25 protein-coding genes are annotated in these 23,375 nt (G+C 70.1%); 12 read left to right on the top strand and 13 right to left on the bottom strand.

Annotated features, from left to right (window positions below; genetic code table 11):
* Positions 1-175 precede the first annotated feature (175 nt).
* Positions 176-1,321, top strand: coding sequence for a L,D-transpeptidase (locus tag FHS23_RS05080; protein ID WP_343053649.1), 1,146 nt, complete (start codon positions 176-178; stop codon positions 1,319-1,321).
* A 46-nt stretch (positions 1,322-1,367) separates the two neighbouring features.
* Here FHS23_RS05080 and FHS23_RS05075 read toward each other — a convergent pair whose 3' ends face one another.
* Positions 1,368-1,859, bottom strand: coding sequence for a DUF3558 family protein (locus tag FHS23_RS05075; protein WP_183648482.1), 492 nt, complete (start codon positions 1,857-1,859; stop codon positions 1,368-1,370).
* Between the two features lie 87 nt (positions 1,860-1,946).
* Here FHS23_RS05075 and FHS23_RS22910 point away from each other — a divergent pair, with 87 nt between their 5' ends.
* On the top strand, positions 1,947-2,117 hold the full coding sequence (locus FHS23_RS22910) for a L,D-transpeptidase family protein (RefSeq protein ID WP_343053648.1): 171 nt from the start codon (positions 1,947-1,949) through the stop codon (positions 2,115-2,117).
* Between the two features lie 46 nt (positions 2,118-2,163).
* On the opposite strand, the gene FHS23_RS05065 is transcribed toward FHS23_RS22910, so the two are convergent.
* The gene (locus tag FHS23_RS05065; RefSeq protein ID WP_183648476.1) at positions 2,164-2,670 is read right to left on the bottom strand and encodes a DUF3558 family protein; all 507 of its coding nucleotides are present in this window, start codon (positions 2,668-2,670) and stop codon (positions 2,164-2,166) included.
* A 136-nt stretch (positions 2,671-2,806) separates the two neighbouring features.
* On the opposite strand from FHS23_RS05065, the gene FHS23_RS05060 reads away from it, so the two are divergent.
* The 4 genes from FHS23_RS05060 to FHS23_RS05045 all read left to right on the top strand — a co-directional run bounded on the left by FHS23_RS05060 (position 2,807) and on the right by FHS23_RS05045 (position 6,292).
* A complete protein-coding gene (locus FHS23_RS05060) occupies positions 2,807-3,958 on the top strand; it encodes a hypothetical protein (RefSeq protein ID WP_183648473.1) in 1,152 nt (383 codons plus the stop codon).
* Complete coding sequence (locus FHS23_RS05055) at positions 3,951-4,415, top strand: hypothetical protein (RefSeq protein WP_183648470.1); 465 nt, start codon at positions 3,951-3,953, stop codon at positions 4,413-4,415. Before FHS23_RS05060 ends, FHS23_RS05055 begins: the two co-directional genes overlap by 8 nt.
* A gap of 132 nt (positions 4,416-4,547) precedes the next feature.
* Positions 4,548-5,141, top strand: coding sequence for a hotdog domain-containing protein (locus FHS23_RS05050; RefSeq protein ID WP_183648468.1), 594 nt, complete (start codon positions 4,548-4,550; stop codon positions 5,139-5,141).
* Positions 5,141-6,292, top strand: coding sequence for a metallophosphoesterase (locus tag FHS23_RS05045; protein ID WP_183648465.1), 1,152 nt, complete (start codon positions 5,141-5,143; stop codon positions 6,290-6,292). The genes FHS23_RS05050 and FHS23_RS05045 overlap by 1 nt, the downstream gene beginning before the upstream one ends.
* Positions 6,293-6,328: 36 nt before the next feature.
* Here the strand turns inward: FHS23_RS05045 and FHS23_RS05040 are convergent, their stop codons facing one another.
* From FHS23_RS05040 to FHS23_RS05025, 4 genes are all read right to left on the bottom strand, one after another.
* Positions 6,329-9,082, bottom strand: coding sequence for a tetratricopeptide repeat protein (locus FHS23_RS05040; protein ID WP_183648462.1), 2,754 nt, complete (start codon positions 9,080-9,082; stop codon positions 6,329-6,331).
* Positions 9,083-9,104: 22 nt separating this feature from the next.
* Entirely contained in the window at positions 9,105-10,067 is a 963-nt protein-coding gene (locus tag FHS23_RS05035) for a glutamate ABC transporter substrate-binding protein (RefSeq protein ID WP_183648459.1), read from the bottom strand.
* Positions 10,067-11,479, bottom strand: a complete 1,413-nt coding sequence (locus tag FHS23_RS05030; RefSeq protein WP_183648456.1) for a hypothetical protein — start codon at positions 11,477-11,479, stop codon at positions 10,067-10,069. Before FHS23_RS05030 ends, FHS23_RS05035 begins: the two co-directional genes overlap by 1 nt.
* Positions 11,480-11,670: 191 nt before the next feature.
* The gene (locus tag FHS23_RS05025; protein ID WP_183648453.1) at positions 11,671-12,672 is read right to left on the bottom strand and encodes an acyl-CoA desaturase; all 1,002 of its coding nucleotides are present in this window, start codon (positions 12,670-12,672) and stop codon (positions 11,671-11,673) included.
* A gap of 403 nt (positions 12,673-13,075) precedes the next feature.
* Here FHS23_RS05025 and FHS23_RS05020 point away from each other — a divergent pair, with 403 nt between their 5' ends.
* Complete coding sequence (locus FHS23_RS05020; protein WP_183648450.1) at positions 13,076-13,441, top strand: hypothetical protein; 366 nt, start codon at positions 13,076-13,078, stop codon at positions 13,439-13,441.
* Positions 13,434-13,865 (top strand): hypothetical protein, encoded by a 432-nt coding sequence (locus tag FHS23_RS05015; RefSeq protein WP_183648447.1) that lies wholly within the window; start codon positions 13,434-13,436, stop codon positions 13,863-13,865. Before FHS23_RS05020 ends, FHS23_RS05015 begins: the two co-directional genes overlap by 8 nt.
* A 60-nt stretch (positions 13,866-13,925) precedes the next feature.
* Here FHS23_RS05015 and FHS23_RS05010 read toward each other — a convergent pair whose 3' ends face one another.
* From FHS23_RS05010 to FHS23_RS04985, 6 genes are all read right to left on the bottom strand, one after another.
* A complete protein-coding gene (locus tag FHS23_RS05010; RefSeq protein ID WP_183648444.1) occupies positions 13,926-14,705 on the bottom strand; it encodes a hypothetical protein in 780 nt (259 codons plus the stop codon).
* A gap of 110 nt (positions 14,706-14,815) precedes the next feature.
* Positions 14,816-15,166: a hypothetical protein gene (locus FHS23_RS05005; protein WP_183648441.1), complete on the bottom strand. Its 351-nt coding sequence runs from the start codon at positions 15,164-15,166 to the stop codon at positions 14,816-14,818.
* A 204-nt stretch (positions 15,167-15,370) separates the two neighbouring features.
* Entirely contained in the window at positions 15,371-16,276 is a 906-nt protein-coding gene (locus tag FHS23_RS05000; RefSeq protein ID WP_183648438.1) for a M48 family metalloprotease, read from the bottom strand.
* Positions 16,273-16,635 (bottom strand): BlaI/MecI/CopY family transcriptional regulator, encoded by a 363-nt coding sequence (locus FHS23_RS04995; RefSeq protein WP_343053647.1) that lies wholly within the window; start codon positions 16,633-16,635, stop codon positions 16,273-16,275. The genes FHS23_RS05000 and FHS23_RS04995 overlap by 4 nt, the downstream gene beginning before the upstream one ends.
* Positions 16,636-16,756: 121 nt before the next feature.
* A complete protein-coding gene (locus FHS23_RS04990) occupies positions 16,757-17,230 on the bottom strand; it encodes an HtaA domain-containing protein (protein WP_183648432.1) in 474 nt (157 codons plus the stop codon).
* Between the two features lie 207 nt (positions 17,231-17,437).
* Positions 17,438-17,689: a Prokaryotic metallothionein gene (locus FHS23_RS04985; RefSeq protein ID WP_183648429.1), complete on the bottom strand. Its 252-nt coding sequence runs from the start codon at positions 17,687-17,689 to the stop codon at positions 17,438-17,440.
* 323 nt (positions 17,690-18,012) lie between these two features.
* Here FHS23_RS04985 and FHS23_RS04980 point away from each other — a divergent pair, with 323 nt between their 5' ends.
* Entirely contained in the window at positions 18,013-18,900 is an 888-nt protein-coding gene (locus tag FHS23_RS04980) for an SAM-dependent methyltransferase (protein WP_183648426.1), read from the top strand.
* Positions 18,901-18,957: 57 nt separating this feature from the next.
* On the opposite strand, the gene FHS23_RS04975 is transcribed toward FHS23_RS04980, so the two are convergent.
* Complete coding sequence (locus FHS23_RS04975; protein ID WP_343053646.1) at positions 18,958-19,995, bottom strand: NBR1-Ig-like domain-containing protein; 1,038 nt, start codon at positions 19,993-19,995, stop codon at positions 18,958-18,960.
* 310 nt (positions 19,996-20,305) lie between these two features.
* Here FHS23_RS04975 and FHS23_RS04970 point away from each other — a divergent pair, with 310 nt between their 5' ends.
* The 3 genes from FHS23_RS04970 (at position 20,306) to FHS23_RS04960 (ending at position 23,090) form a co-directional block, all read left to right on the top strand.
* Positions 20,306-21,181, top strand: coding sequence for a peptidoglycan-binding protein (locus tag FHS23_RS04970; protein ID WP_246381334.1), 876 nt, complete (start codon positions 20,306-20,308; stop codon positions 21,179-21,181).
* Between the two features lie 176 nt (positions 21,182-21,357).
* Positions 21,358-22,218, top strand: coding sequence for a M23 family metallopeptidase (locus tag FHS23_RS04965; RefSeq protein ID WP_183648422.1), 861 nt, complete (start codon positions 21,358-21,360; stop codon positions 22,216-22,218).
* A gap of 29 nt (positions 22,219-22,247) precedes the next feature.
* Positions 22,248-23,090 carry a peptidoglycan-binding domain-containing protein gene (locus tag FHS23_RS04960; protein WP_183648420.1) on the top strand — a complete coding sequence of 281 codons (843 nt, stop codon included), beginning with the start codon at positions 22,248-22,250 and terminating at the stop codon, positions 23,088-23,090.
* Positions 23,091-23,375 lie beyond the last annotated feature (285 nt).

Raw genomic sequence — 23,375 nt, 5'->3', positions numbered from 1 at the left:
GGCGAGCTGCACGTTCGAACCAACAAGCGGACTGTGATTGCCATCACTATTCTCGAATTCGTGGCGACGACGCGTGCGTGACCGCGGATGCCGGGGATGTCGGAGGGGGCGGATCCACGTGACGGGGAGACAATCGAGCGGGCCCGGTCGCGGATTCGCGCCGGCCCTCGCGTTGGTGCTGACGATCCTGCTCTGGCTGACGGCATGCACCGGCGGCGCACCGCAGCAGGGCAGCGCGGGCGCACAGGGCGCCACGCCGGAGCCCGCACCCGCGGCCGAGGTCAACCTCCGGCCCGGTGACGGCGCCAAGGACGTCCGGCCGCGCGAGGAGGTGGCGGTGAGCGTCGAGAACGGCACGCTCAGCGACGTCACCCTGACCAACGGCATGGGCGAGCGGGTCGAGGGCGAGCTCGCCGAGGACGAGCGCTCGTGGCAGGCCACCGAACGGCTCGGCTACGACAAGATCTACCGCTGGGCAGGCACCGCCACGAACGAGGACGGCAAGGAGACCGAGGTCGGCGGTTCGTTCACCACCGTGAAACCGGCCGCGATCCACGGTGCGCGGCTGAACGTCGGCGACGGGGAGACCTACGGCGTCGCCATGCCGATCTCCATCACGTTCGACGAGCCCGTCAAGAACAAGGCGGCGGTCGAACGAGCGCTGTCGGTCGAGACGTCGAACGCCACCGAGGGTTCGTGGGCCTGGCTGGAACTCGACACGGCCGTGCACTGGCGTCCCAAGGAGTACTGGAAGCCCGGCACCGAGGTGTCGGTCGACGCGGACCTGTACGGACTCCCGCTGGGCGACGGCGCCTACGCCGAGGAGGACCTGTCGTCGACGTTCACGATCGGCCGCAGGCAGCTCGTCCGCGCCAACACGCAGACGCACCGGATGAAGGTGTTCGTCGACGGCAAGCAAACGGCCGACTACCCGGCGAGCTTCGGCCTCGACTCCGACCCCGGGCGCGTCACCCGCAGCGGCACACACGTCGTGATGACCAAGCACTCCGAGTACTACATGAACAATCCCGCCTACGACTACGAGGACTTCCGGGTCGAATGGGCCGTGCGGATCTCCAACAACGGCGAGTTCACCCACGCGGCCCCGTGGTCGGTGGGAAGCCAGGGCTACACGAACGTCAGCCACGGCTGCGTCAATCTCGCACCTGCCGACGCCCTCGAGTACTACAAGCTGGCGCAGACCGGCGATCCGTTCGAGGTGCGGGGCAGCAGCGTGCCCCTCGGCCCGCGGGACGGCAACTACCACGACTGGTCGTACCCCTGGCCCGAATGGACGTCGATGTCCGCCCTCCAGGACTGACGGGCCGGCGTGGCCCGCGCCGTCCGGTCGACCTGCGACGCTCGGCTCACCAGCCGAGCTTCGTCAACGCGGCCTGGGCCGTCTCGGCGGCGACCTCGCAGTAGTGCTCACGCCCGCCGTCGACGTCGGCGCTGCGTACGTGCAGCTGCACGTACGCCGGGGCGGCCTTGACGTCCATGGCGCAGCTCAGTTCGGTTTCCGAGGTGATGTAGCCGGTGCGCTCGCCGACCTCGACCGTCTTGTCGGTGTCGGTCACGATGTCCGGCGCGGGCGGCTGCCAGAGCCCAAGCGTGACTTCGCCGAAGTCACCGCTCTTCCACTCACAGGTCGGCCTGTCGGACTCGCTGCTGCGCTTCGGTGAGACCGAACCCGCCTCGTCACCCAGGTACGGCCTCAGATCCTGCTCGGAGAGCAGCGAACACGGATCCTCCTGCTGCCACGCGGCCCGGTCGGCCGGCGCCGACGCCGGTGCGCCTGCCGCGGAGTCGCCACCACCCGTGCCACACGCGGCGAGCCCGACCACTGACACCGCTGCCACCACCGCCACGACACGTCGAACTGCTCTCGTCACGATGTTCGCGCCCCCGAAAGAGTGAGGCCTGCCGGACGTTCCGGCCGGAACAGGGTGCCAGCACGAGGCCGGCCGCGCAGCGGCGGTCAGAGCTACAGGAACGTCAGCCACGGGTGCGTCAACCTCTCGCCCGCCGACGCCCTCGAGTACTACAAGCTCGCGCAGATTGACGATCCGTTCGAGGTGCGGGGCAGCAGCGTGTCGACGTCCGCGATCCAGGACTGACGGGCCGGCGCGGCCCGCGCCGTCCGGTCGACCTGCGGCGCCCGGCTCACCAGCCGAGCTTCGTCAACGCGGCCCGGGCCGTCTCGGCGGCGACCTCGCAGTAGTGCTCACGCCCACCGTCGACGTCGGCGGCATTGACGTCGATCTGCAGATACGCGGGCTCGGCCTTGACGTCCATGAGGCAATTCGTCGACGTCTCCGAGGTGATGTAGCCGGTGCGCTCGCCGACCTCGACCGTCTTGTCGGTGTCGGTCACGATGTCCGGCGCGGGCGGCTGCCAGAGGGCGAGGCGCACACCGTCGTACTTGCCGCTCCTCCACTCACAGGTCGGCCTGTCGAACTTGCTCGTGCGCTTCGGTGAGACCGAACCCGCCTCGTCACCGAGGTACGGCCTCAGATCCTGCTCGGAGAGCAGCGAACACGGATCCTTCTGCTGCCACGCGGCCTGCTCACCGGACGCCGACACCTGTCCGCTGTCCGGGGAAGACTCAGGGCTTCCACTTTCCGAACCGCATGCCGTCAGACTCAGCGCCGCCGCAATCGCCGTCGTCATGAGAACGAGGCCTGATGGCTTGGTAGTCACCGTGTACTTACCTCGAAATGAGTAGTTATCGCCATTCGCCGCTATCGACGATCTCGCCGTAGGTAGGTTGCCAGGCGGTCGATCACGTATCAACTGAGGGGGATGTGTGTCAGAGAACTTTACCGTCGACGAAGCGCACCTCGCCGGGTTCTCGGTCCTGGCCGACGAGCTCTCCACCCAGGCGGCTTCGCTCATGGGGCACATCAACTACGAAGCCAGGCCCACCCAGGGCTTCACCGGGTTGATGGAGTTACTGAAACCGCCGGTAGAACAATACGCGCAGGCAACCGGGGTAAGGCTCGCCAACCGAGTCGACCGATTGACCAGCATCTCCACGGAACTCAATCGCGCCGCCTGGATGTACAGCGGCGCCGACAAGTCCGCGTACGAGAAGTTCGACGACCCGAGACTGCCGGGTACGGCCACGGGGTACAAGGACTTCCCGAACCCCGCGAGCTATCCGCCGGGCGACGAACCCAAGCTGAAGCCGCCGCCACACGGGGAGGCCGACATCCGTGCACTCGTCGACGAGGTCGGCGGCCTGATCAACGGTGTGGACGACGCGATCGCGGCCTTGACCACGTGGAGCCCGGTGACCGAACTGGTCGAACCGATGTCCGGCAACTGGACCGAGCTGTCGCGCGCTGGCGATGTGCTGACCCAGGTCGGCGACGGGGCCGAGCTCGTGGCGGGCAATCTGACCTCGCAGCTCGGCACGTTGGACGCGTATTGGAACGGCGGCGCGGCCATTGCCTTCCAGGACTACGCGGGCAAGATCGCGCAGGCGCTCGAGATGGAAGGGCCGATCAACCGGCTCGTCGGGCAGGTGTACAAGGCAGTGGCGGGCGAGATCGAGAAGGTCGCCCAGTTCATGGTCAGTACGTTGAAGACCGCCGTGGACAAGGTCGCGCAGGCAGCGGCGTCATCGTGGATTCCCGGCTACGGCTGGTACAGGATCGCCGACGCGGTGCGGTCCGCTATAGACATCATTCAAGAAGCATACGAACTAATCCGCCAGCTAAAGAACGTGATCGACACGGTTCAGACCGTGGTCGACGCTGCGCAGAACCCGGTCGAATTCATCGAGGGCAAGGTCGAAGAGCAACTCGCTCCGATCAAGGAGAAGGTGCAGCAGGCCGAGAAGGGCGTGAACATTGCTCAGGACATCGCAGCGCTGAAGGACGCGGACGCCCTCACGGACCTGCCTGAGAACAAGGACTACAGCGTCGGCGAGAACCCGAGGAGGCCCGGTGGCTGAGTACATTCCGCCGCAGATGCAAGCGGCGCTGAAAACGTTCGAGGCGTCGTTGGCGGAGTTTCGCACGCAACGCCTACGTGTCGAACAGCTGGAGGTGCCCGAGACGCCTCCGGTCGACCCTGAGGAGTTGGAACAAGCGGCCCAGCGGCCCGATGCCCCTGAGAAGCTCAAGGCCGTGGCCCGCGCAGTGGACGAGGGCCGCGCAACCTGGGACGACGTAGTGAACGCGCGGTCGCACACGGCGCCGGAGGTCCGTGAGCTACTCGCGGCGAGCGGCCCTGGGATCGTCCACGGCCTTGAACAGGCCGAGCACGAGGAGAGCGAGACTGCTGACGCAGCACGTCCGCATGCGGCAGGACCCGAACATGAGCAGCAGCCCACGCGGCGACGCGTTCGGGACGAAGACGAAGAGGACGAGGACTTCAGCGAACGCGACTTCCTCAGCGGTGGCTGGTAGGGCCCGCTGCGCATGTCAGGCCGTTCCTGCCTCGCGCCGTGCCAGCACGAGGCCGGCCGCGCAGCGGCGGTGTTCGCCACAGATCGGGGTCGGCGGGAGTGATCGTCGGCCCCGGCCGGATAGCTTGACCCGGTGAGCTCACGTACCGAGAACTGGCCGCCCGCCGACGCCGAGCCGGTCGGCCCGCACCCCGACGCCCCTGCCCCCGGCACCGAACTGTCCGAGCACTACGCCGAGTGCTTCGGCTGCGGCCACGAGGTCGAGTTGGGCCTGCACCTGCGGTCCGCGGTCGCCGACGACATGTCCGTCGTGTCGACGTTCACCGTGCGGAAGGACCACCAGGGAGCTCCCGGTCTGGCCCACGGCGGCCTGCTGGCGTGCGCGTTCGACGAAGCGCTCGGCTCGACGGTCGGCAACCTGCTCCGCACGCCGACCGTGACCGCCCGCCTCGAGACCGACTTCGTCCGGCCCGTGCCGGTCGGCTCGACACTGCACATCGCCGCCAGGCTCGACGGCCGCTCCGGCCGGAAGACATACGTCAGCGCCGAGGGCCGCCTCGACGCCGACGACGGCCCGGTCGCGCTGCGCGCCCGCGCACTGTTCGTCACCGTCGGCGTCGACCACTTCACCACGCACGGCGACCCCGACGCGATCGAGAAGTTCCGGCAGACCGCCGAGGCCGAGGCCGCGGCCGCCGAACAGCGGGGCTGGGACGTCAACCCCTGATGTTCGCCCTCGTCGTCTCCCTCGTGGTGGGGACGCTGCACCTGTACCCGTGGAAACGGATCGTCCTCGACAACACCACCCGCGGCACGCGCGGGCGACGGATCGGCAACGCGGCGTTCCTGACGCTGCTGCTCGTGATGATCACCGCACTCGCCACCGGAACGAGCGTCGACCCGGAGGTGGCGCAGTGGTTCGCCTGGCCCGGCTACCTGTGGCTGGCGGTGTTCTTCTACCTGACGCTGGCCCTGCTGGTACTGGAGATCCCGCGGCTCGCCCTGCGGCCGTGGACGCGCCGCGACGCGGGCCGGCCCCGCGACGGCCTCTCCCGCCGCACCCTGCTCACCCGCGGCTCTGCAGTGGCGGCGGGTGCCGTCGCGGTCGGCGTCACCGGGTACGGCGTGTCCGTCGCGCTCGGACCGCCGACGGTCACCCACGTACCCCTGCGCGTGCGGCGCCTCGACCCGCGCATCGGCGGCTTCCGCATCGCGCTGATCAGCGACGTCCACCTCGGGCCGATCCTCGGGCGCGACCACACCCGCCGCATCGTCGACCTGGTCAACGCCGAGCAGCCGGACCTGGTGGCCATCGCCGGTGACCTCGTCGACGGCACCGTCGAGCACCTCGCCGACGCCGCCGCGCCACTGGCCGGGCTGCGCAGCACCCACGGCACCTACTTCGTCACCGGCAACCACGAGTACTACTCGGGATACCGGGAGTGGCTCGATCACCTGCCGCGGCTCGGCGTGCGCCCACTGCGCAACGAGCACGTCGACATCCGCCACGGCGGCGGCGTGTTCCACCTGGCGGGCATCAACGACCACACGGCCTACCGGTTCCAGGACCCGGGCGACATCCCCGCGGCGGTCCGCGGTCGCGACCCGGAGCGGGCGCTGGTCATGCTGGCGCACCAGCCGCGCGACGCCCGCGCCGCCGCCGAGCACGGGGTCGACCTGCTGCTCGCGGGCCACACCCACGGTGGGCAGCTCTCGCCGTTCGAGATGGCGGTGAGCCTGCAGCAGGGCGCCGTCGCGGGCGCCTACGACGTCGGCGGCACCCGCATGTACGTCACGCGCGGCGCGGGTTTCTGGGGACCGCCCGTGCGGGTCGGCGCGCCGCCGGACATCTCGCTGGTCGAGCTGCACCCGGCGTAGCGGCCCGCACGGCGCACGGCCACGACCCGGACCCGCTCACGTCAGGGTGCGCGGCCGCAGCGCGTTCGCCCTGTCGACGAGCTCGATGCGTTCGGCGGTCGTCGACACCAGGCGTGCCAACGACCGGTGGTGCGTTTCGAGTCCGAACCGGACGTCCCGCTCCCGCAGCGCGCAGCCCAGCACCTGCGTGTGCTCGGACTCGGCGTTGCCGCGCAGCCACTCCAGCGCCGCCGACAGCACCTCGATGGCCAGCCGTGTCCGCCGCTCGGCGTCCAGGTTCAGCCGCTCCAGGCGCCCGCCCGCGTCGACGAGGTCGGCCTCGGTCACCTGCTTCCCCGCGAAGGGCGTGATCTTCACCTTGATCGCCGCCAGCTGTGCGGGCACGTGGTGCGTCGAGGACGAGGGCACCGATTCGAGCACCTCGATGGCGCTCGCCCGCGCACCCTGCGCCAGGTACACGCGCGCCAGCCCGAACGCCGCGCTCACGTACGACCGGTCGGTACGCCACACCAGCTCGTACAGCCGCGACGCGGCGAAGTACTCCCCGGTCGCCTCCGCGCTGAACGCCATCGCCAGCTTCGGCGCCGTCTCACCCGGCAGTTCGTCGTACACCGTGTCGAACGCGACGTGCGCCACGCGCGCACGCCCGCCCGCGAGCTCGATCAGCCCGCGGTACCAGTCGATCCGCCAGTCGTGCGGGAATCCCGCCTTGATGGCGAGGTACTGCGCCGCCTGCAACTGCCGGTTCGCCTCGGCCAGCTCGCCCAGTTCGATCCGCGCGCGCACCACCCGCAACCGCACCTCGATGGACTCCCGCGGAGCGCCTGCGAGGGCCTCGATCGCCGCCCGCGGATCCGCACCCAGTGTCGCGGCGAGCACACCCGCGCCGACGTCGTCGGTGTCCACCTGCGGCACCGGCAGCCCCGACACCACCTCGACCGGGTCGGGCAGCGGGACGTCCTGCCCACGGTCGGGCACCACCATGTCCACGCCGAACGTGTTCGTCTCCGGACCGAACACGGTGGACTGGCCGGGTCGCTGCTTCCCGGTCCCCAACGCCATGATCTCGCGCAGCACGCCCGTCAACTGGTCGGCCATCTCCTCGGCGGAGACGAACCGGCGCGCCGGGTCGACGTGCGTGGCACGGCGCAGGAACCGGTAGTACGAACCGAACAGCTTGAACAGTGGAACGTCGTCCTGGCTCGGCAGCGTCGTCTTGAACTTCGTGGTGTAGCCGGTGAACTCGAAGCTCAGCACCGCGAGCGTACGGCCGACGGTGAACAGGTCCGAGGCCACGGACGCACCGTCGCTCGCCAGCTCCGGCGCGCTGTACCCGCTCGTGAAGAACAGCGGACTGCTGTAGTCGTCCATCCGCCGCACGGCGCCCAGGTCGATGAGCTTGAGCTGGTCGCCGGTCTGGATCACGTTGTCGGGCTTCAAATCGCAGTACAGCAGGCCCTGGTTGTGCAGATATCCCAGCGCAGGCAGGATCTCCAGGCCGTAGGCGATGACCTGGCCGATCGGCAACGGCTCGGCGCGCCCGCTCTGGCGGTGGTGGTCGAGCGCGAGCTGGCGCAGCGACTGCCCGCCGACGTACTCCATCACGATGTAGTCGACGGCCCCGCCGGTGTCCGGGTCGGGATGCTGCACGAAGTTGTAGATCTTGACGATGTGCGGGTGCTCGACCTCGGCGAGAAACCGCTTCTCGTTGACCGCGGCCGCCATGGCGGTCGCGTCACCGGTGTTGATCAGTCCTTTGAGGACGACCCAGCGGCCGTCGACGTTGAGGTCGCGCGCGAGGTAGATCCAGCCCAGCCCGCCGTAGGCGAGCGCGCCGAGCACCTCGTACTGCCCGCCGACCAGCTCGCCGGGCTGCAGCTTCGGCACGAACGAGAAGCGCGTGCCGCACTTGTCGCACGTGCCCTGCGGCACGCCCACCTCGCCGTCCGAACCCCGTCCGACCTTGGCGTTGCAGCTGCTGCAGAACCGCTTCGACTCCGACACCATCGGGTCGGACAGCACCGCCTCCGCCGGGTCCCGGTAGGGCACCGGGGGCACCTCGACCATGCCGGCGCCCAGTCGGCCGCGCGTCGACGTGCGTGACGAGGACCGCCGCGACGTCCGCGGGAACGCGCCACCGGCCGTGCCCGCACCCGATCCGGTCCACGGACCGCTGCCGCTACCCGTTCCACTGCCGGTGCCCGTTCCACTGCCGCTGCCACGCCCGGTACCGCCACCCGAGCCGGGACCGCTACCGCTGGCCGGGCCACTCCCCGGGCCACTGGCCGGGCCGCTCCCGGGGCCGCTGCCGGGCGCACTGCCGGGTCCACTCGTGTATCCGCTGGGCGGGCCCATCCCCTCGCTCGGATCGTCCGATTCGGACGGCGGAGCGGGCGGCATGACGAGTTCGGTTCCCGGTGCCTGGTCGAGCACGCTCGTCGGCATCGGCTCGTTCGGTCCGCCGCGCCCCTGGGCCACCTGCGGTCCCTGTGCCGCCTGCGAACCGGGCACCACACGAGGGGGCTGCGAGGACTGCTGCGTTTGGGGTGACTGCTGCGCCTGGGATGACTGCTGCGCCTGCGGCGACGGCTGCGGCTGCTGGAGCTGCGCCGGCTGCTGTGCCTGCGGGCCGGCCGGTTGCACCTGGTCATGGCCTTCGGACCCGCTCCCGTCGGGAGCGGCGTGCCGGGGCGTGCCGCCGTTCGGCGGCGCCGGCGCGACGTACTGCGTGTGCTGCTCGTCGTCTCCGTCCGGCGCCGCATGGCGAGGGCGGCGTGGCTCGTCGGTCACAGGTTGCCTCCTCGGTTCGCGGTCACCGGTACTGCGGCTTCGGCGGGTTCTGGTTGCCGAGCACCCGCTGCAGCCCCCAATGCCGGAACCGGTCGCGCCACTCGTTCTGCCGGAAGTCCTCGAGCGTCGCGTTGACGAAGCGGACCATGTCCTCGTTCCCCTTCGGGATGCCGACGCCGTAGAGCTCCTCCGACAGCGGCGGCCCGACGACGCGCGTCGACGGGTCCTCCTCGGCCATGCCCGCCAGAATGGTGTCGTCGGTGGACACCGCCGAGACCTGACCCTGCTGCAGCAGCACGAGGCAGTCCGTCCAGTTGTTGGTCACCACGGGCTTCGGCTTCGGTTTCGCCTCGGCGAGCCGGTTCACCGACGTCGAACTGCCCGCCGCGCACACCTTCTTGCCGCCCAGCTGGGAGATGTTCTCGATCCCGGACTTCTCCGTGACCAGCACGCGTTGCGCCGCCTCGAAGTACACCGACGAGAACGCGACCTTCTGCAGCCGCTCGCACGTCACCGAGTACGTCCGCACGACCACGTCGACGTCGCCGCCGGCAAGTACGGTCTCGCGCTCCGCCGAGTTGATCGCCTTGAAGCGGATCGTGTTGGGATCGTAGGTGCCGAAGATGTCGTGGGCGATCGCCTTCACGACATCGATGTCGAATCCTTCGAGCTCACCGGTGTGCGGGTTACGGAAACCCCACAGGTTCGTGGCCTGGTCGACGCCCGCGATGAGATAGCCGCGCTTCTTGATAGCGTCCATTGTGGACTCTGGCGGGATCGATCCGTTCGGTCGCAGACTCTGGCGTGGGTTGCAACTCGGTGCACTCGACCCGCCCTGCTCGAGCTTCCCCGACACGTCGGTGTCCGCGGGCATCGGACGGTCCGCCGACCCGACCGGCGCGGGGTCGACCGGTGTACCCGCCGAACCGCACCCGGCCAGCAACGTCGCCACCAGCACCCCGGCGAGCCATGTCCAGCGTTTCATCAGCGGTACTCCCGGAGACGTTCACGGATACCGAGGATCGAGCCCAGCATGGCCACCAGCGACAGCACGGCGAACCCGGGCGAGAGCAACGTCAGCGCCCGTGAGGCGTTGGTCGTGTCGTCGAGGAACAGCTGCCTGCTGTCGGCGATGCCCCTGGCCAGGTCACCGTCGAGCCGGGTGAACGCGGCCGTCGCACCCTCGTCGCCCTCGGTCTGGATGGCGAGCTCGACCGCATCCTTGTAGCGGCCACCGTTGTCGAAGTTGCGTACCTGGCCGTGGACCTCGCGCCACGCCCCTGCGCTCCGCACGGCCGCCTCGACATGGTCCGCGGCGGGCAGCCCCTCGGTGCCGTCCCTGGCCTCGCCGAGGAGACCGCCGTCACCGTTCGGACCGGACAACCGCCGGATGGAGGACTGGTACTCCTGCTCGTAGGCCGTGCCGTTGCCGCGGGCCAGCAGCGTCAACGTCTCGTCGGCGCGGGCCTGCAACGCCGCGATCCGAGCCCGCACTATGACGTCGGTCTGCTCGGAACCGGACGACCGGCCGCTGCCGACGAGCACGCTCTGGAACGTGACCGCCACGGCCGCCCACAACACCGCCAGCCCGACGGCGATCGTCGCCACGAGCAGGCCGACGTTGAGCACGCGGTTCGTGCGGCGCTTGAGATACACCTGCGTGACGATCAGCGCCCCCAGCAGCGCCAGCGCCAGCAACCCCGTCAGCCAGGGCACGGACGCGGCGTCGTCCTGCTCCTCCGAGAGGCGTTCGACCTCGATCTCGTACAACGCCTTCGCCGCGGGCAGGATCTCCGCCCGCATGAGCTGCGACGCCTCGGCGAGGTACGCCGCTCCGACGGGGTTGCCCTGCCTGCTGTTCGTGCGCGCGGTCTCGACCAGCCCGGTGTAAACCGGCAACTGCCGGGACAGCACGTCGACCTGAGCCACAGCCTGGGGGTTGCCCGCCGAGGCGCTGGCCGCCTTCGCGAGCGCGGCGCCCGCACGGGCGATGTCGACGTCGTAGCGGTCCCGCAACGCGATGCCCTCTGAGGCGGCGTCGAGCAACGTGCCCGCAGCCGTGGCGTCGGCGTCCGAGAGGGAGCGGTAGACCTCCTGCGCGGCCGCCGTCAGCGGCTCTCGGTGGTCGACGAGCCCGTCGATCGTCGACTTGCGCTCGCCGAGTTGGATGCCCGCCACCGTGCCCGCCAGCAGCGCGAGCAGCACGAGGCCGACGCCGATCAGGGTCAGGCGTCCCGGTGTCGTACCCGCCGACCGACGCAGCCCGTGCACCGCCGCGCTCGGGAGCCGCACCAACCACGCGAACCCGGAGCGTCCCCCGCGCGGCTCACCCGCGGGTTCCGGTCCGGACGCCGTTTGCCGCCCGTCCGGACCGTGACGCGTCACGGTGCTCGTCATCGTCCCTCCACCCAGTTCGCCTGCCGCGCACGACCGTAGCCGAGCCGCCCCTCCCGCAGGTCACGGACCGGTGCAACAAACGAAGATCGTGGAGATGTCGTATCACGAGCGGCGACGACGTCCCACCCGTCCCACCCGAAACGAGGATCAGGCCGTGACGGGCGGGACGGGCAGGCGGACGGGCGGGGCTGCTACTGAGCCAGCCGGGTGAGGCGGGACGCGCTCGGCCAGCGGACCTTCGTGGCCCAGCCGAACTTCTCGAAGAGCCAGATCACCCGCGCGGAGATGTCGAGCTGACCGCGCAGCACACCGTGCCGGGCACAGGTCGGGTCGGCGTGGTGCAGGTTGTGCCAGGACTCGCCGAACGAGAAGATCGCCAGCGGCCAGAAGTTCGCGGCCTTGTCCCTGCTGCCGAACGGGCGCTCGCCGATCATGTGGCAGATCGAGTTCACCGACCACGTCACGTGGTGCAGCAGCCCGATCCGCACGAGACCGGCCCAGAACAGCGCCGTCACGCCGCCCCACACCGACCACGTGATGAGCCCGCCGAGCAGCGCGGGCAACAGGAAGCTCGCCAGCACCCACACCGGGAAGAGCCGGTCGACGGTACGGATGTCACGGTCGCCTGCGAGGTCGGGGGCGAACCGCTCGACGTTCGTGATCTCGCGGTCGAACAGCCAGCCCATGTGCGCATGCCAGAAGCCCCTCGCCAGCGCGGCGGGCGACGTGCCGTACCGCCACGGCGAATGCGGGTCACCCGCCCGGTCGGAGAACGCGTGGTGTCTGCGGTGGTCCGCCACCCACGTCGTCACCTGACCCTGTGCCGACATGCTGCCCGCGATCGCCAGTGCGATCCGCAGCGGCCGGGCGGCCTTGTAGGAACCGTGCGTGAACAACCGGTGGTATCCGGCCGTCACGCCGAGCCCGCTGACGACGAAGAACGCCGCGCCGATCGCGATGTCGATCCAGCTCAGTCCCCACCCCCACGCGAACGGCACCGCCGCGGCGATCGCCACCAGCGGGGCGATGACAAACACCTTCACGGTGACGTGCTCGGGCAGGGACGTGCGACCGGACGTGATCGGTTTCGGGCGCCGGCCGCCGGCGGATCCGTGGGTTTCCGCATCGGTGGCGGCGGAGGACGTGGACGTAGGGGACGTGGAAGCAGAGGACGACGTGGAAGCAGAGGACATTGACACCTCGTGTTGGTTTCGACCGGCGGGTGGCGTGGCTGTGCCGGCCCGCGGGCGACGCGTCGATCCGGCGGCCGGCGGCCGCGGTCGGACGTGCGTGGCGGAACAGGGTTACGTCGATGAGCATTGCGTCGATGAGCCGACCCCCACTCGGCTGCGATGACAGGCCCGCGATCGCGGGCTGAGCGCCGGGCTGGGGGCTCCGATCTATCGGGGTCGCATGGGCAAGGTGCCCGGCCGTCTGCCACCGACGCTACCGGAGGAACGGGCCCGTGACCATGTCGTCGAAACGGGGCCGCGAGGAGTCCGGGCCTTCCGGCAGGCCCGTCCCCTCGGACCGGCCGCGGAACCGCCGTCCGCACACGGGTCGTAGACTACGGGCGGTAGTAACCGTGGAGGTCCGGTGATCACTGGCTATGCGATCGCGGTGTCCGCCTGCGCGGCGGGTGTCGCGATCTGGGCGTTCGTTCTCGTCATGCTGAACCGCGAGCCGGAGAAACCGCTGCTCATGGGCGTCGGTGCGATCGAGGCGCTGCTCGTCGTCCAGGTCGTGATCTCGGTCGTCATGCTGATCGGCGGTGGCCAACCCGGCAGCATGCTCACGTTCCTGGCGTACCTGGTCGGCTCACTGCTCGTGCTGCCACTGGGCACGGTGTGGGCGCTCGCCGAACGCACCCGTTCGAGCACCGCGATCCTCGGTGTGCTGTGCCTGACGGTCCCGGTGTTGCTGCTGCGCATGGTCGAGGTGTGGGGCGGGGCCAGTGCCTGACGAAACCGCCCGCCCACAGGCCTCCGGCGTCGACCGGCCCGCGACCGCCAGCGGCCCCGGCCGCGTGCTGATCGTCGTGTACGCGATCTTCGCCGTGGGTGCGACGTCCCGTGCCGCCGTGCAGATCGCCACCCGGTTCGACGAGGCACCGGTGCCGTACGCGCTGTCGGCGTTCGCGGCGGTGGTCTACGTGCTCGCGACGTTCGCGCTCGCCCGCACCGGCACGACGTGGTGGCGCGTGGCGCTCGTCTCGTGCTCGGTGGAGATGACGGGCGTGCTGGTCGTCGGGACTCTGAGCGTGTTCGACCGCGCCGCTTTCCCCGACGCCACGGTGTGGTCGAACTTCGGCATGGGCTACCTGTTCATCCCACTGGTGCTGCCCGTGATCGGCCTGCTCTGGCTGCGCCGGACCCGGCCCGCCTGACACGCGCCCCGCACGTCGGTTCCCGCCCGACCCCGGCCATCGCCGCGCCGGTGGCCGCCTTCAGCCCGCCCGGCCCAACAGCACCAGCGCCGCCGTGGCCGCGCCGACCGCACCCACGCCGACCGCGATGCGTCCGCCGCCCGGGAACGGCCCCGTGCGCAGCAACTGCACGCCGTAGGGCACGAGCACGGCACACAGCGCGACACCGATCGGGATCGACGTGTCGCTCGTCCCCTTCAGGATGCCCACCACCAGGAACGCCATCGCGCCCAGCGCTGCGCACTGCAGACCACCGAACGTCCTCGCCCGCCACGCACCGACGGCCAGCACGAGCCAACCGGCGAGATTCGCCGGGTTCACGGTCGCCAGCACGTAGAACGCCGGGTACGCGCCGTCGACGACGTCATGGGCCGTGCCGTATCCCTCCAGTTCGACGAGCTGGAACGCCAGATGGTCGACACCGGCGAAGAACAGCCGGGCGCCGAGTCCCAGGACCGTCAGGATCCCGCCCCACAGCGCCCACCCCGCAGCGTGCACACCGATGCCGCTCGCGACCGCGATCACCGCCGGGATCAGCAACAGCACGCCGAGCGTGAGCAGGCTCGACGACCAGGTCATCAGCACCGGATGCTGCTCGTAACCACGCAGCTGCCCTGGGTAGAAGAAGTCGAACCGGGCCCGCAGCACCATGCCGGCGAGCAGCAGCAGCGGCGCCAGCACCGCGCAGGCACCGCCGACCCAACGGCCCGGAATCGTCGTCGAGGCGGCGGCCCGCAGCTGGTCGGCCGGCGTGAGCTCGGGCCGCAACCGGCCGACGAGGGCAGCTGCCCGCTGTCGCACGTTCACCCCTCGTGCCGCACGTCCGTTCCCCGTGATCACCGGCTCCGCGGCGGACGCGGGCGGCGTGGTGATCGCAGGATCGAGGGCAGCCTAGCGGCAGCGGGAGTGGCTCACACCCACATCGCGGCGATCACGACGTTGAGCAGCGTGGCGGCGGTCAGGCCGTAGAAGACGTTCTTGCCGATGTCGGGGCGACGCCAGACGATGTGCGCCAGCACGAGCACCGCCACGGCGACGACGAGCTTGACGCCGATCTTCATGTGGTTGACCTCGCCGCCCACGAGGCCCGCCGAGGCGATTCCGGCGAGCACGAGACCCGTGACGACCTGGGCGCTCGCACCCCACAACATGATCTTGCCCGCCCGCTCGGCGGGGCCGACCCAGCGCACGACGATGCCACTCACGAGATACGCCATGCCCAGCAGGTGCGTCACGACGAGAAGGTTGTAGACGATGTCCATGCGCGGAACTTACTACATCCCGTCGTATTAATGACGGGGGTACGGACAAGAGACTCCGGACAGCCGGGTACGAAGCCGTGCCACGAAGGGTTCGCCGCTCCCTTCCGTCACCCGCCGCCCCGGAGCGGACGCACGTGGCGGGCCGCGAAAGGAGGATCGATGGCGTTGAACGCCACCGACGTGCCCTGGGGGAACCGTGGCGGCCTAGAGGGGGACGGCGAACAGGGACAACGACGTCGCCAGCGCCGCCACCGCGACCGCGCACGCCAGCGGCCACGCGAGCGGCAACCTGCCGCCGTCGGGGTTGCGCAACCTGCGGATCCGGGCCGACACCGGTGCATCGGCCACGGCCAGGGCGCCCGCGGGAGTACCGCCGCCGCTGCCGTTGGCACGGAATCGCTCCAGCGCGCTCGCCAGTGGCTCGCGGCCGCGAGAACGTGCCGCACGGTCGTCGGCGCACATCTCGACGAGCAGCTCGATCGTCGAGCACACCCGCGTCAGCAACGAACTGGCGGGCAGCAGCCGCCGCAACGCCTGGAACGGCGCGACCACCAGGTGATGCCGCTCCCGCGCGTGCGCCCGCTCGTGGGCGAGCACGGCGTCGAGTTCGTCGTCGGTGAGCAGCCGGCGAGCGCCCGCGCTGACGACGATGTGCGGGGTGCGGCCGGGCAGGCAGTACGCCACGGCGACGGGGTGGTCGACGACGAGCGCGTCCCGGCCCTGTTCCTCGGACTCCTGCGTCGCGACGAGCTGCAGCAACAGCCGATGCCGCGCCCGCGCGCGAGCCGTGCTGCGCAGGCACAACAGTTGGTTGACGACCAGCCAACCGCCGACGGCCAGGCCGAGGCCGACCGCGCCGAGATGCCAGAGGTCGAGCTCCTGAAAGCGCCACGGCAGGTCGACCAGCGCGGGCAGCAGCCCACGGCCGAACGGTTCGAGACCGAAGGAGAGCAGCGCGCCGACCACCGACACGATCAGCGCCAGCGAACTGAGCTGCCACAACACCAGCGCGGCCCGCGGGTGCGAGTGGGTCCAACGTCCGCGCAGCAGCCAGAGCGACACGAGCACGGCCGCGGTGCCCGCTGCGACGTGATGCACGGCGAGAGTCACGGCGACTCGCCCCGTTCTAGCGCCTTGCGCAGCGCGTCGGCCTCGTCGTTGGTCACCGATTGGGCGAACCGCACGAGCGCGGAGTCCCGGTCGCCGGTCATCTCCAGCGCCTCGAGCATCAGTTCCGCGACGTGCTCCTCGCGGCTCGCCGCCGGCGCGTACAGCCACGCGCGGCCGGAGCGCTTCCTGCGCACGACGCCCTTCGCCGCCAGCCGGGTCAGCACGGTCATGACGGTGGTGTACGCCAGGCCGCGGTCGGCCAGTTCCTCGTGGACGGCACGTACGGTGGCGGGTTCGGCCCGCGCCCAGAGCACCTCCATCACCGCGCGCTCCAGTTCACCCAGCTTCGCCACGTCCACCCTTTCTCCGTGAGTCCACCGGAAATTCAACCATGCCCCGTGCGGCCGCGGGGCCGGCTTGTGACCCGTTCGGCGCGGAGACGATCGGGGGGTGGGCGTGTCGATGCAGGTCATGGGCGGTTCATTCCACGGGCACGGCGAAGGTGACGGGGTCGAGCGGCTGGCCCGCCGCGTACTGCTCGTTGAACAGCTCGACGCCCTGCTGGGTGAGCCTCGCGGGGACGTCGGACCACACCCGGCTCCCCTCCGCCGCGACGGGTTCGGTGGGTTCGAGGGTGGCGAGTGGCATGCGCTTCGAGGTGTCCGGCCAGTGCTCGACGTCGACGACCGAGAGCACGGCGCCGTCGGAGGTGAACTCGACCCACGGGTCCTTCAGCATCACGAACAGCAGCCCGGCGTGACCCACGAGCCGCACGTCGCCCTGGAACCGCAGCACGGAGGCTTCGGCCGGGCCGGCGGGCTCGAAGTGGAAGAAGCTGCCGTCGACGACGGATCCGCCGTCCTTGGCGCCGCACCCACCGTCACGAAGGCGCGACACGTAGGCCACGAAGCTGCGTTTCAGACCCCAGGTCAGCCCCTGCTCCGGGACACCCACGCGACCTCCTCGTCACTGCGGCACGGCCGAATCGGGCGTGACGGTACGGGATCACACCGTGGAGTGACCAGCGTTCGCAAGCTCGTTCACGTCGGACACACGGGAAGGCCCGGCGGCCGGGGTCCGTCCGGCCGCCGCGTCCGGCGGCCGGGTGAGCCCGCCGGTGCCCTCCCCGCTACGGCGGGGCTCACCCGGGTCCAGTACTGCTCACGAGGTTCCGACCGCGTCCTGCAGTTCCTCTCCGACACCGGTCGCCGTGCGGGCGCAGTGGGCACAGCAGAAGAACCGGCCGTCGACCGACACCCCGTGGCCGATCACCCGGCACCCACAGTGCTCGCACACGGGCGCCAGCCGGTGGATCGCGCATTCGAACGAATCGAAGACGTGCTCGCCGCCGCCCTGGGTGCGGACCTCGAACGCCAGCTCGTAGTCGTTGCCGCATACCTCGCAGGAGGCCATGGCCGCTCCTTCCATCGGATCGTGCAGGCACGCATAGGCGTTCCCGCATACGTCGTGGGAAAACCCGGCGGCGGTACCTGCAGCGGGCGCGCCACGGCCTGCTGCGGCAACTCGACGGCCTCGGCGAGCACGACGTCCGAAGCCGCTCACCCCGACCGGCACGAACCTGGTCGGCCTGCTCCAGCACAGGGGCCGGAGCAAGCCGACCAAGTCGGTACTCGCAGTGGTCACCCTGGCCGGTGACACCGCTCCTACGGCCTCGGTATCGTGACCGACGCCGGCGTGACAAGCCGAACACCGTACGGAATCACAGTGGGGGTCCCATGTCGTCCGACTCCGACACCGGAGCCGCACCGGCCGCTGGAAGGGTGCGCGGCGACCGCGGCATCGACCAGGCGAGTGCGATCATCGACCCGGACGTGCCGAGTACGGCCAGAGCCTACAGCGCGCTGCTCGGCGGCAAGGACGTCTACGAGAGCGACCGCAAGATCGTCGCCGCGCTCGAGCACGCCTTCGGTGACCCGCAGGCGGCGGCACGGACGAACCGGCAGTGGCTCATCCGAGTGGTGCGCTGGCTGAGCTCGACGCAGGGCGTCAACCAGTTCCTCGACTGCGGTTCCGGACTACCCGAGGCCGAGAACGTGCACGAGGTCGCGCAGCGGTACAACCCGCAGGCCAGGGTCGTCTACAACGACAACGACCCGACCGTGCTCGCCTACGGCCGCGCACTGCTGGCCGAGAACGAGCACACCGCGTTCGTCGGAGAGGACTTCCGCGATCCGCAGAAGGTGCTGGACTCGCCGGAGGTGCATCAGCTGATCGACTTCGACGAGCCGGTCGCGATGATCCACTGCTTCTCGCTGCACCACTTCCCGGACGAGCCCCGCGCGGTGAAGGACCTCCTCGACGAGTACATGGCCGCGTTCCCCAGCGGCAGCTACCTCGCGCTCACCCACATCACGTACCCGCGCCCCGAGAACGACCCGACGGGCCGCGCCGCCGAGATCTGCGACGAGATCCGCGGCCGCATCCGCTCGCTCGGCATGGACTCCGGCTACTGGCGCGACTACGACCGCGTGCTGTCGTACTTCGACGGCATGGAGATGGTGCCGCCGGGACTGGTCCGTACCGCCGAGTGGTGGCCGTCCGGACCGCCGCGACTGACCGAGCTCGACGACGTCATGTTCGGCGGGGTCGCCCGCAAACCGTGACACACCGGGGTCTGCGAACCCACGTTCGCGGACCGGGTCGGGCGCATCGCCGGCGGTCTACCGGGACGGGGCCTCCGATGGGCCGGTGCGGACGTGCACGAGGAAGTAGACCGGCCGCTTCTGCGGCAGCAGTTGCCTTCCTTCGTCGTCGACCATCTTCCATCGCACCTTGCAGGTCGTCGGCTCGTCCGCCGCCCGTGCGGTGACCGGAACCCGCACCGTCTCGCCGGGCGCGGTGTCGGGAATCTCGACGCGCACCGGCGTTTCGCAGTAGCGCGGTCCCGTGGCGTTCTCCATGCGCTCGAGGTAGCGGTCCTTCCAGTGCACGCTGCCCGCGTTCAGGAGTTCGAAGGTCCTGGTGAACTGTTGGCCGGGTGCGACGACGTCGCCGTCCTGAATCCCGAGGTCGCGGGAGAGCGCGCTGTCGTCACCGGGATACATCGCCTCGGTCAACCCGCCCGCCTCGGCGGATCCGCTCGCACCACCCGAGGCCTGCTGCCCGCCCGCTTCGGCCTGTCGCTCCTCGCCGTCGAACACCCGCAGTCCGATCACGACCGCGACGATCGCAAGCACGGCCGACGGCACCAACAGCCAGCGCCGGGAGAAACCGCCACGCGCCGGTGACGACCCTGCGGCATCACCGGCACTCACCTCACCAGCGCCGTAACCGCCGACGCCGTCGGTGCACTCCGCCGATTCAGCTGCCTTCGCTGCCTTCGCTGTCGTCGCTGACTCGGCTGTCGTCGCATCCTCGTCGGCACCAGCGGTCTCGTCTCCGGCCGTTGCGCCGTCGGCGCGGCCCGCGCTGTCGGCCGGCTCGGGCAGTGCGCCCGACAGCAGGGCCTTGGTGCGCCGGTAGCGCGAACACCACTCCGCCTCGTCGCCACCGCAGGCGCGCACGAACTCCCGCACCGTCTCCCACGGCTGCAACCGGCGCCCCGTCACGGTCAGATGAAGCGTCGCGTGCGACACCGCGCCCGACAACTCGGCCATCTTGCGGAAGGACGGATTCCCCGCCTCGCTCCTGAGCCGTTTCAACTCCGCCATGAACTCTTCGAGCGCGGGCGGTCTCTGTTCACCTTCGGCGTCGGACACGGCCTCGGCCCTCCTTTCCGGACGTCGCGAGTGTGACGCCGGCTGCGCCGCGGCGGTTGCGGATCCGTCAAAAATGCCCCGCCGAAGTTCACCCCGACAACCCGGCGCGTCACAGAAAGTGATCGTTTCCCGCTCTCCGCCTGACGACCGCCATACGTCGCTGACCTGCGTGTTCACCGTTCGACAGGCGGGTTTCCGGACCGTCAAGCGGCGTCATACGGCGTCAGAAGGATCGCCGAACACGTTCCGGACGCCCCGGGGTTTCGCCACTGTTCGTGGCAGCAACAGACCACGGCTGGAAGAGGAAGCGATGACAGCGAAGCGCCCCGCATCGACGGCGCTGACGGGCCTCGCCGCAGCGGCCATGGTGGCGGCCCTGCCGATGTGCGCGGCCGCCGACACCACGGTCGGTTCCGGCGCGGCCTCCGGCGCCGCAGCTGCGGCGAAAGTGAACATGGCGGCGGTGCTGAAGGCTGCGCAGATCGACCCGCAGCGACCGGACCAGACCCTCACCGACGGGGCCGCGAAGCACGTCAGGAAGGTCGAGCGGGAACTGGCCGAGCGCGGCGTGCTCGAACAGCGGTACGTCGACGGCCACTACGGCACGGCGACGCTGGACGCCTACTCCGCGTTCCAGCGTTCGCTCGGCTACGAAGGGCTGGCCGCCAACGGCATACCCGGGGAGCGGTCGCTGACCGCGCTCGGGGACGGCGCCTTCGACGTCACCGACGTCGTGCGGCCCGGCAAGCGGGTGAAGCTGGACGGTGCGACGTTCAACCAGCGCACCAAGGCCATGCTGCTCGAAGCCCAGCGGCTGACCGACGTCACGTTCGACGTCGAGCAGGGTTCGTACAACCCCGGCGGCGATCCGACGTCGGCAGGCACCCACGACGGCGGCGGGGCGGTCGATCTGTACGTGGACGGGATGAGCCCCGGCAAGCGCACCGAGGTCGTGCGTGCGATGCGGAAGGTCGGATTCGCCGCCTGGCACCGCACGCCCGCGCAGGGCGACTGGGGGCCGCACATCCACGCGGTCGCGCTGGCCGACCCGGATCAGTCCGAACCCGCCCGCGCACAGACCGGGGACTACTACCTCGGCAAGAACGGCCTCGCCAACGACCGGCCCGACGACGGGCCCGAGGTCAAGCCGATCCGCACCTGGGAGGGATACCAACGAACGCAGTGACCACGCCGACTGCGCCCACAGCATCGGCCGCACAGGGAGTGCGCATCGATTTCGACTTCTGACGGTGGGAACCGGTGAGACCCGGCGCGAGTCTCTCCCGACCGGAACCGGCACCTACTCGTTCGAACCCGTTGCCACCGATTCACGCCCCACCAACTTCTGCAGCGAGGAGAGTCATGAAGTTCCGTAAGATCTCGGCGGCCATCGGTGCCGTCGCCGTCGCAGCGAGCGCGGCGCTGGTGTCGATCGGCGCCGGCCAAGCGGCCGCGGCGCCCGCGTTCAAGATGCCGTTCACGTGCGGTTACACCGCGACCGCGGCCACCTGGCAGGGCCACAGCCCCGAGAACTCCGTCGACTTCCAGGGCTCCGGCATCTGGAAGACGCCGGTGGTCTCGTCCGCGCCGGGCACCGTCTCGCGGGTGGCCAACGAGGGCAACACCAGCTACGGCAAGTGGATCGAGATCGACCACGGCGGCGGCTGGAAAACCCGGTACGCGCACCTGTACTCGCAAGGCGTCAGCGTGGGCCAGAAGGTCGACGCCGGTACCCGGATCGGCCGCGTCGGCAACACCGGCGGCTCGTCCGGTCCGCACCTGCACTTCGAACAGCTGCTGAACGGCGCGGACAAGCGCATCGTCATCGACGGCAAGAACGTCCCGTATTTCACCAAGACCAACTTCACGAGCAAGAACTGCGGCGGTGGCGGCGCCAACCCGTACACGCCGGGCGAGGCGTGCGGCTCCGGCTTCAAGGTGATCAACAAGAAGGGTCTGAGCGGCAACGGCCGCGTGTACCTGATGTACAACTCCGGCACCGGCAAGAACTGCGTCACCACGATCAAGAACACCAAGATCGGCAAGGCCAGCGCGGCGTCGGCGTTCCTCGAGGTCAAGGGCCAGGACCGCAAGACGGACAAGGGTCAGTTCAGCTACTACGCGGGTCCGGTGAAGGCGCAGGCCGCGGACAAGTGCGTCAAGTGGGGCGGCTCGGTCGGTGACAAGTCCTTCACCAGCAAGTTCGGCCACTGCGGTTCCTGATCGCCGAATTCGACGCGGAGGAGGAACTCATGCGCAAGATCGCAGCGACGGCACTGCTGACGGCGGTGGCCGCGGCGGGGATCGCACCCGCATCGGCCGGCGCCGACCCGAACGCCACGGGGCCGGCGGCCACGGCCGGTTCGGTGAACATGGAGAAGGTCGTCAAGGCCGCCATGTGGGACCCGTACAAGCCGAACCAGTCGATCGTCCCCGGAGCGGGCACGTCGGTGACGAAGGTCGAGAAGGCGCTCGCCTCGAAGGGGTTGTTGGCGGGCAAGTACGTCGACGGGCACTTCGGCACGAGCACGGTCGACGCGTACGCGAAGTACCAGCGTTCGCTCGGCTACTCCGGGCTGGCCGCCAGCGGCCTGCCCGGCAAGGGCTCGCTGACGAAGCTCGGCGGCGACGCCGGATTCGACGTCACGCGGAAGATCGAGGTGGGTGGCAAGGTCCGGCTCGGTTCGGGCGACGTACTGAACCGGCGCACGCTGAACATGTACGAAGAGGCGGAGAAGATCTCCGGCATCGACATGACCGTCACGCAGGGCTCGTACACCGGGTCGAACCCGGGTTCGGCCGGCACCCACGACGGCGGCGGCGCGATCGACATCTCGGTGCGCGGCATCAACGCACGCAAGGCCGTCAAGGCACTGCGTCAGGTCGGGTTCGCGGCGTGGCACCGCACCGCCGAGCAGGGTGACTGGGCGCCGCACATCCACGCGATCGCGATCAGTGACACCGACGTGTCACCGGCCGCGCAGAAGCAGGTAGGCGCCTACTTCCTCGGCAAGAACGGCTTGGCCTCCGGTGCTCCGGACGACGGCCCGAAGGTCGAGAAGGTCACGTGGGAGCAGTACAAGCGCGGTAAGTGATCGCCTCGCGGGCCGATCGTCGCGGTGTGAACCGCTCGGCCCGCGGGATCGTTGCTCCGCCGCGCGGGCGGGTGGCACGAGCTTCCGGAGCCCTCCCGCTCGGGGTGGTGGTCCAACCACCGGTCCCACGCGGGCCACTGGGGGTATGCACAGACGAAGATCCGTTCCGTATCGGTCGTCCGTGCATACATGGCCCGGCCTGGAGGCCGGCCGAGACCGCCCCGGTTCGTCATCCCCCGAAGGACGAACCGGGGCGGGTTCCGTGTGCGCCCCGCGGGTGTCGGT

The organism is Prauserella isguenensis, assembly GCF_014191605.1.
GTDB lineage: Bacteria > Actinomycetota > Actinomycetes > Mycobacteriales > Pseudonocardiaceae > Prauserella > Prauserella isguenensis.
Note: the sequence above shows the minus strand (reverse complement) of the source record. Positions and strands in the feature narration are given on the sequence as shown.

Excerpts from the sequence above, each read along its gene's own strand:
- FHS23_RS04960 (WP_183648420.1), top strand. The coding sequence starts at position 22,248 with ATGCGCAAGATCGCAGCGACGGCACTGCTGACGGCGGTGGCCGCGGCG.
- FHS23_RS04985 (WP_183648429.1), bottom strand. The coding sequence starts at position 17,689 with ATGGCCTCCTGCGAGGTATGCGGCAACGACTACGAGCTGGCGTTCGAG.
- FHS23_RS04970 (WP_246381334.1), top strand. The coding sequence starts at position 20,306 with ATGACAGCGAAGCGCCCCGCATCGACGGCGCTGACGGGCCTCGCCGCA.
- FHS23_RS04965 (WP_183648422.1), top strand. The coding sequence starts at position 21,358 with ATGAAGTTCCGTAAGATCTCGGCGGCCATCGGTGCCGTCGCCGTCGCA.
- FHS23_RS05025 (WP_183648453.1), bottom strand. The coding sequence starts at position 12,672 with ATGTCCTCTGCTTCCACGTCGTCCTCTGCTTCCACGTCCCCTACGTCC.
- FHS23_RS05065 (WP_183648476.1), bottom strand. The coding sequence starts at position 2,670 with ATGACGACGGCGATTGCGGCGGCGCTGAGTCTGACGGCATGCGGTTCG.
- FHS23_RS05045 (WP_183648465.1), top strand. The coding sequence starts at position 5,141 with ATGTTCGCCCTCGTCGTCTCCCTCGTGGTGGGGACGCTGCACCTGTAC.
- FHS23_RS04980 (WP_183648426.1), top strand. The coding sequence starts at position 18,013 with ATGTCGTCCGACTCCGACACCGGAGCCGCACCGGCCGCTGGAAGGGTG.
- FHS23_RS05030 (WP_183648456.1), bottom strand. The coding sequence starts at position 11,479 with ATGACGAGCACCGTGACGCGTCACGGTCCGGACGGGCGGCAAACGGCG.
- FHS23_RS05035 (WP_183648459.1), bottom strand. The coding sequence starts at position 10,067 with ATGAAACGCTGGACATGGCTCGCCGGGGTGCTGGTGGCGACGTTGCTG.
- FHS23_RS05005 (WP_183648441.1), bottom strand. The coding sequence starts at position 15,166 with ATGGACATCGTCTACAACCTTCTCGTCGTGACGCACCTGCTGGGCATG.